We start from the raw sequence: 6,149 nt of genomic DNA on the forward strand, positions 1-6,149 counted from the left end.
GTTCAGGATCGAATAGCCATGCCCGCGCGCGACCAGAGATCGCACGGTCTCATAGCTGCGCGACGTGTACCGGATGCGCGGCTCGACACCCGCCTCGGCGAGCAGATCGAGGAAGTACTCCCTCGACGCCGGAAGATCGAGCAGGACCAGCTCCTGCGCGGCGAGCTCCGCCAGGTGGATCGCATCGCGCCCGGCGAGCGGGTGATCCGCTGCCAGCACCACATGCGGCGGCGCGGAGAAGAGCGGATCGAACGTGAGGTTGTGCACCCGGCCGAAGTCGTACGCGATGCCGCCCTCGACCGCACCGCTCAGAAGCAGCTGAGTGGTGGTGTCCGCGTCCGCCTCGATGATCTCGATCCGCAGATCCGGATGCTCCTGCTCGACGCGCGAGATGAGCTTGGGCAGCACGAAGGGCGCGAGCGTGACGAAGCACGCGAGTCGCAGCGTGCCGCGCACCTGGTGATGCCGCCCGCGCACGGTGTCGACCATCTCATCGGTCTGCGCGAGCAAGGACCGGGCGTCGCGCAGCAGCAGCTCCCCCGCGTCGGTGAGCGCGAGGCCCTTGCTGCGCTGCCGCACGAACAGCTGGACGCCGAGTGATCGTTCGAGCTGCCCGATCGCGGTCGACACCGCCGACTGCGCCACGTGCAGATCGAGGGACGCCTCGGTCATCGACCGGTTCGTCGCGGCGGCGACGAAGTAGCGCAGCTGCACGAGGGTCAGATCGGGTCCGCTGAGGCGTGCCATGCCGCCCACTGTATCAACTGAGTAGATGCGATTCGTCAGTTCTCTGAAGTGTACAGATTCACATCTGCTCGAAACGATGGAACCACGACACCCAGGATCGCAGGAGGACCGAATGTCGCACGAAGAAGTGGACGTCGTCGTCATCGGCGCAGGGCAGGCGGGCATCGCGATGAGCGAGCACCTGACCCGCACCGATGTGCCGCACGTCGTGCTGGAGAGGGATCGGATCGCCGAGCGCTGGCGCTCCTGGCGGTGGGACTCGCTGGTCGCCAACGGGCCCGCGTGGCACGATCGGTTCCCCGGACTCGAGTTCGACCTCGATCCCGACTCGTTCGCGACGAAGGACCAGGTCGCCGACTACCTCGTCGCCTATGCCGAGAAGTACGACGCGCCGATCCGGACCGGCGTCGAGGTCACCCGCGTCCAACGGCAGGACGGACGCCCCGGGTTCCGGATCCAGACGAGCATGGGCACGATCGACGCGCAGCAGGTGGTCGCGGCGACAGGGCCGTTCCAGCGCCCGGTCATCCCCGCGGTGGTGCCGGAGGATGCCGGCGTCCATCAGATCCACTCGAACCAGTACCGCAACCCGGGCGAGCTGCCCGCCGGGGCCGTCCTCGTCGTCGGGGCCGGCTCATCGGGCGTGCAGATCGCGGACGAGCTGCGCCGCTCCGGCCGAGAGGTCTACCTCGCCGTCGGCCCGCATGACCGGCCCCCGCGGCGCTACCGCGGCCGCGACTTCTGCTGGTGGCTGGGCGTGCTGGGCAAGTGGGACATGGCGACGCCGCCCGCCGGGGCCGAGCATGTGACGATCGCGGTCAGCGGCGCGCACGGCGGGCGCACGGTCGACTTCCGCGAGCTCGCCGCCACCGGGATCACGCTGCTCGGACGGGCAGGCACGTATGCCGACGGCGTCATGCGCTTCGCGGACGACCTCGCCCGCAACATCGCCGCCGGAGACGCGAACCACCTCTCCGTGCTCGACGAGGCCGATGCGTACGTCGCCCGCAACGGCCTGGATCTGCCGGAGGAGCCGGAAGCGCGTCTGATCGGGGCCGATCCGGAGTCGCTCACGCATCCGATCCGCACCCTCGACCTCGCCGATCGCGGGATCACCACGATCGTCTGGGCCACCGGTTTCGCACTCGACTACTCGTGGCTGGCCGTGGACGCCTTCGACCGTGACGGCCGGCCGCGCCACCAGCGCGGCGTGTCCAGCGAGCCCGGCGTCTACTTCCTCGGCCTGCCGTGGCAGTCCCGTCGAGGATCCAGCTTCCTGTGGGGCGTCTGGCACGACGCGCGCTTCATCGCCGACCAGATCGCCATCCAGCGCGGATACGCCGCGCACGACGCCGCCCGTTCCGCTCTCGCCCTCGTCCCCGCAGGAGACTGACATGCCCACCCACACCCGCATCCGGCCGTTCAACACCAAGGACACCTACCCGGAGCAGAACCTCTCCAACGATCTCTGCCAGGCCGTCGTCGCCAACGGCGTCGTGTATCTGCGCGGCCAGATCGGCCAGGATCTGGACTCCCGCGAATCGGTCGGCATCGGCGACGTGGAAGCGCAGGCCGAGAAGGCGATGGCGAACATCGACATGCTGCTGAGGGAAGCCGGATCGTCGCTCGCGGACATCGTCAAGGTCGTCGTCTACATCGTCGATCCGCGCTACCGCGAGACCGTCTACCGGGTGATGGGCCGCTGGCTCGAGGGCGTCTTCCCGGTCTCGACCGGCCTCGTCGTGAGCGCCCTCGCCCGCCCGGAATGGCTCGTCGAGATCGATGCGACCGCCGTGCTCAGCGGCTCGGGAGCCCAGGAATGACGTTCTCGATCGTCGCGCGCGACGCCACCGGCGCGTTCGGATCCGCGATCTCCTCGTCCTCCCCGGCGGTCGCCGCGCGCTGCGTGCACCTCGTCGACGGCGTCGGCGGCGTGAACTCGCAGAACGTCACCGATCCACGGCTGGGGCCGGCGCTGCTCACGGCCCTGGCGGCCGGGGCGTCGGCGCAGGAGGCGCTCGACGCGCTCGTCGCGGAGACGCCGCAGATCGGGTTCCGCCAGCTGCTCGTCGTCGACGACGCCGGCCGGGCCGCCGCGCACTCCGGCGCGAACGCGCTGGGCGTGTACGGCCACGCGATCGGGGACGGCGTCGCCGCTGGCGGCAACATGCTCGCCGGGGAGGACGTGCCGCGCCGGATGGTCGACGCCTTCTCCGCCACCGCCGGCGATCTCGAGGTCCGCCTGCTCGCCGCTCTGCAGGCCGGCTCCGCCGCGGGCGGCGAAGCGGGCCCGGTGCACTCCGCCGGGCTGTCCGTGGTGCGTGACGCGGGATGGCGCGTCACGGATCTGCGCGTGGACTGGACGGAGTCCGATCCCGTCGCGGAGCTCGCCGCGCTCGTGGAGCACTGGCTCCCGCAGCGGGACGACTACGTTCTGCGCGGACAGAACCCCGCTGCCGCCCCGTCGTACGGCGTCCCGGGCGATGAGTGAGGTCACCGGCCGCGAGGTCGCGGCCTGGAAGGCGCGCGCCGAGGCCGTGGTGCTCGCCGCCGAGTCCGACCTCGTCGCGCTGTCGGAGCGTCTGCACGCGCACCCCGAGACCGCCTGGCAGGAGCACCGTGCGGCAGCGTGGGTGGGCGACGCCCTGCAGGCCGCGGGATTCCGCGTGACGCGCGCGTACCTCGGCTTCGAGACGGCCCTGCTCGCCGAGACGGGCAGCGGATCCACCGTGATCGGGATCATGGCGGAGTACGACGCCCTGCCGGGACTCGGTCATGCCTGCGGGCACAACCTCATCGCCGCGGGCGCGGTCGGGGCGGCTCTCGCTCTCGCACCTCTCGCGGACGAACTCGGCATCACGGTGCGCGTCTACGGCACCCCCGCGGAAGAGGGCGGGGGCGGCAAGATCGAACTCATCGAGGCGGGGGCGTTCACCGATCTGGATCTGGCGCTGATGGTGCACCCCGCGCCGGTCGACGTCGCCGAAGCGCGCCCGTTCGCCGTCTCGCACAGCCACATCGCCTACGACGGGGTGTCGGCGCACGCGGCCGCCTATCCCGATCAGGGCGTCAACGCGAACGACGCGTTCCTGGTCGCGCAGGTCGCACTCGGTCTGCTCCGCCAGCAGCTCCCCGCCGACACGCGCGTGCACGGCATCCAGACGGTCGGCGGTGATGCCCCGAACGCGATCCCGGAGCGCACCGAGGGCCGCTGGTATGTCCGCGCCGACTCGCTCGCCGCGCTCGCCGTGCTCGAGGAGCGGGTGAATCGCTGCTTCGAGGCCGGAGCGCTCGCGTCCGGCGCGAGCCTCACGATCACGCCGGAGAGCAAGCCGTACGCGGAGTTCCGCACCGACGAGGCGGCCCTCGCCGCATACCGCGCCAACGCCCTCGCTCGCGGCCGCGTCTTCGCGGACCCGGCCGACGCAGGGCGGATGAACCGGGCATCGACCGACATGGGGAACGTGTCTCAGCTCGTTCCCGCGATCCACCCGTACATCGGCGTGGACTCGCTGCCCTACAGCAACCACCAGAAGGAGTTCGCCGCGGCCTGCGTCGGACCCGCCGCCGAACGCGCCCTGCGGGACGCCGCGGTGCTCATGGCATGGACGACGATCGACGTCGTCGCCCGCAACGAGGAGGACCCCCGATGACCGCCACCCCTTTGACCGCCACCCCGGTCCCCCTCGACGGGGGCGCCGTCGACTGGACCGCGCGCGCCGCCGAGCTCTCGATCGACGGCCGCGCGGTCATCGACGGTCACCGTGTCGAGGCGCAGGACGGCGCCACGATCGCGGTGGTGAGCCCCGGTTCGCTGCGCCCGCTCACGGACCTCGCCGCCGGGACCGTCGTCGACGTCGACCGGGCCGTCGCGATCGCCCGCGCGACGTTCGCATCGGGAGTCTGGAGTCGGATCGGCGCGTCCGAGCGCGGCGCCGCGCTCGTGCGGCTGGCGGACCTGATTCTCGCCCACCTCGACGAGCTGGCGCTGCTGGAGACCCTGGACTCCGGCAAGCCGATCGCGCAGACCCGCACCGTCGACGTGCCAGGCGCCGCCGAGACCTTCCGCTGGTACGGGGAGCTCGCCGACAAGCGCCACGGCGAGATCCCGGCCACCCCTCCCGGATCCACCGCGCTGGTGCGTCGAGTTCCGCTCGGCGTCGTCGGCGCCATCACCCCGTGGAACTATCCGCTCGAGATCGCGGCCTGGAAGCTCGCCCCGGCGCTCGCGGCGGGCAACAGCGTGGTGCACAAGCCGGCCGCCGAGACCTCGCTGACGGCGCTCCGGCTCGCGGATCTCGCACTCGAGGCGGGGATCCCCGCGGGTGTCCTGAACGTCGTGCCGGGCCGCGGCTCGGTCGTCGGCAACCGGATCGCGCGGCACCCCGGCATCGATGTGCTCGCGTTCACGGGGTCCACCGCCGTCGCCAAGCAGCTCATGGTCGATGCCGGCCAGTCGAACATGAAGCGCGTCGCGCTCGAGGCGGGCGGGAAGAGCGCCAACCTCGTGTTCGCGGACGCCGACCTCCCCCTCGCGGCGGCCAAGGCCGCATTCGGCGCGTTCTACAACCAGGGACAGGTGTGCTCCGCGAACTCCCGGATCCTCATCCAGCGCGCCGTGCACGACGAGTTCGTGGCGCTGCTCGCCGACGCCGCTCTCGCCTACGAGCCGAACGACCCCCTCGCGGGATCCGCCGGCAACGGCAGCCTGATCAGCCGGGCGCATGCGGATGACGTGAGTCGCGCGATCGCGCAGGCGGCGACCGACGGGGACCTCGTGCACGGGGGCGAACGCGTGACGTTCACGGGATCCGACGCGTACCTGCGTCCGGCGATCGTCACCGGGCTGGGCGCGGATCACGACCTGCACCGCGTCGAGGTCTTCGGCCCGCTCGTGGCCGTGCTCGCCTTCGACGACGAGGATGAGGCGGTGCGCCTGGCGAATGCCACCGAGTACGGGCTCGCGGCGTCGCTGTGGACGGGCGACTTCGGTCGCGCCCACCGCGTCGCGGACCGGCTCGTCGCCGGGACGGTCTCCGTCAACACCGTCGACGCGCTGGGCCTCACCACGCCGTTCGGCGGCTTCGGCCAGTCCGGCTTCGGACGCGACCTCTCCCGGCATGCGCTCGACAACTACACCGACTGGAAGACGACCTGGTTCCAGCACGGTTGAGGAGCCCCTCGTGATCGTGATGCCATCGCCCGGCCGGGTGCTCCAGGCCGTCTTCCTGGCGACCTCTGCCGGATGCGTGATCGTGCACGCCCTGCTGCTCGTGCGCGCCCCGTCCGCGCCGGCAGCGGCGATGCTCGCGCTGGCAGCGGCCTGCGGGCTCTGCCTGCGTCCGGGGCGAGCGGCGCCCTCGCCGCGCGCCTGGGGGTCGGTGCTGGCGATGGCGCTGAGC

General features: G+C 71.7%; 7 protein-coding genes. 6 read left to right on the forward strand and 1 reads right to left on the reverse strand.

The features are described from left to right. Window positions 1–747, reverse strand: a 747-nt coding sequence (locus B7X32_RS17425; protein ID WP_292722493.1) for a LysR substrate-binding domain-containing protein, incomplete at its 3' end; no start/stop codon positions are given. Between the two features lie 112 nt (window positions 748–859). Here B7X32_RS17425 and B7X32_RS17430 point away from each other — a divergent pair. The 6 genes from B7X32_RS17430 to B7X32_RS17455 all read left to right on the forward strand — a co-directional run. After that, window positions 860–2,140: an NAD(P)/FAD-dependent oxidoreductase gene (locus B7X32_RS17430; protein ID WP_292722496.1), complete on the forward strand. Its 1,281-nt coding sequence runs from the start codon at window positions 860–862 to the stop codon at window positions 2,138–2,140. 1 nt (window position 2,141) lies between these two features. Then, window positions 2,142–2,570 carry a RidA family protein gene (locus B7X32_RS17435; protein ID WP_292722499.1) on the forward strand — a complete coding sequence of 143 codons (429 nt, stop codon included), beginning with the start codon at window positions 2,142–2,144 and terminating at the stop codon, window positions 2,568–2,570. Next, window positions 2,567–3,238: a DUF1028 domain-containing protein gene (locus B7X32_RS17440; protein WP_292722502.1), complete on the forward strand. Its 672-nt coding sequence runs from the start codon at window positions 2,567–2,569 to the stop codon at window positions 3,236–3,238. Before B7X32_RS17435 ends, B7X32_RS17440 begins: the two co-directional genes overlap by 4 nt. Continuing rightward, entirely contained in the window at window positions 3,231–4,400 is a 1,170-nt protein-coding gene (locus B7X32_RS17445) for an amidohydrolase (protein ID WP_292722505.1), read from the forward strand. The genes B7X32_RS17440 and B7X32_RS17445 overlap by 8 nt, the downstream gene beginning before the upstream one ends. Further along, complete coding sequence (locus tag B7X32_RS17450) at window positions 4,397–5,920, forward strand: aldehyde dehydrogenase family protein (RefSeq protein WP_292722509.1); 1,524 nt, start codon at window positions 4,397–4,399, stop codon at window positions 5,918–5,920. Before B7X32_RS17445 ends, B7X32_RS17450 begins: the two co-directional genes overlap by 4 nt. A gap of 10 nt (window positions 5,921–5,930) precedes the next feature. Further along, window positions 5,931–6,149 (forward strand): hypothetical protein (locus tag B7X32_RS17455; protein ID WP_292722512.1); only part of this gene is annotated, 219 nt, incomplete at its 3' end.

Origin of the sequence: Microbacterium sp. 13-71-7, from assembly GCF_002257455.1 — a bacterium.
GTDB lineage: Bacteria > Actinomycetota > Actinomycetes > Actinomycetales > Microbacteriaceae > Microbacterium.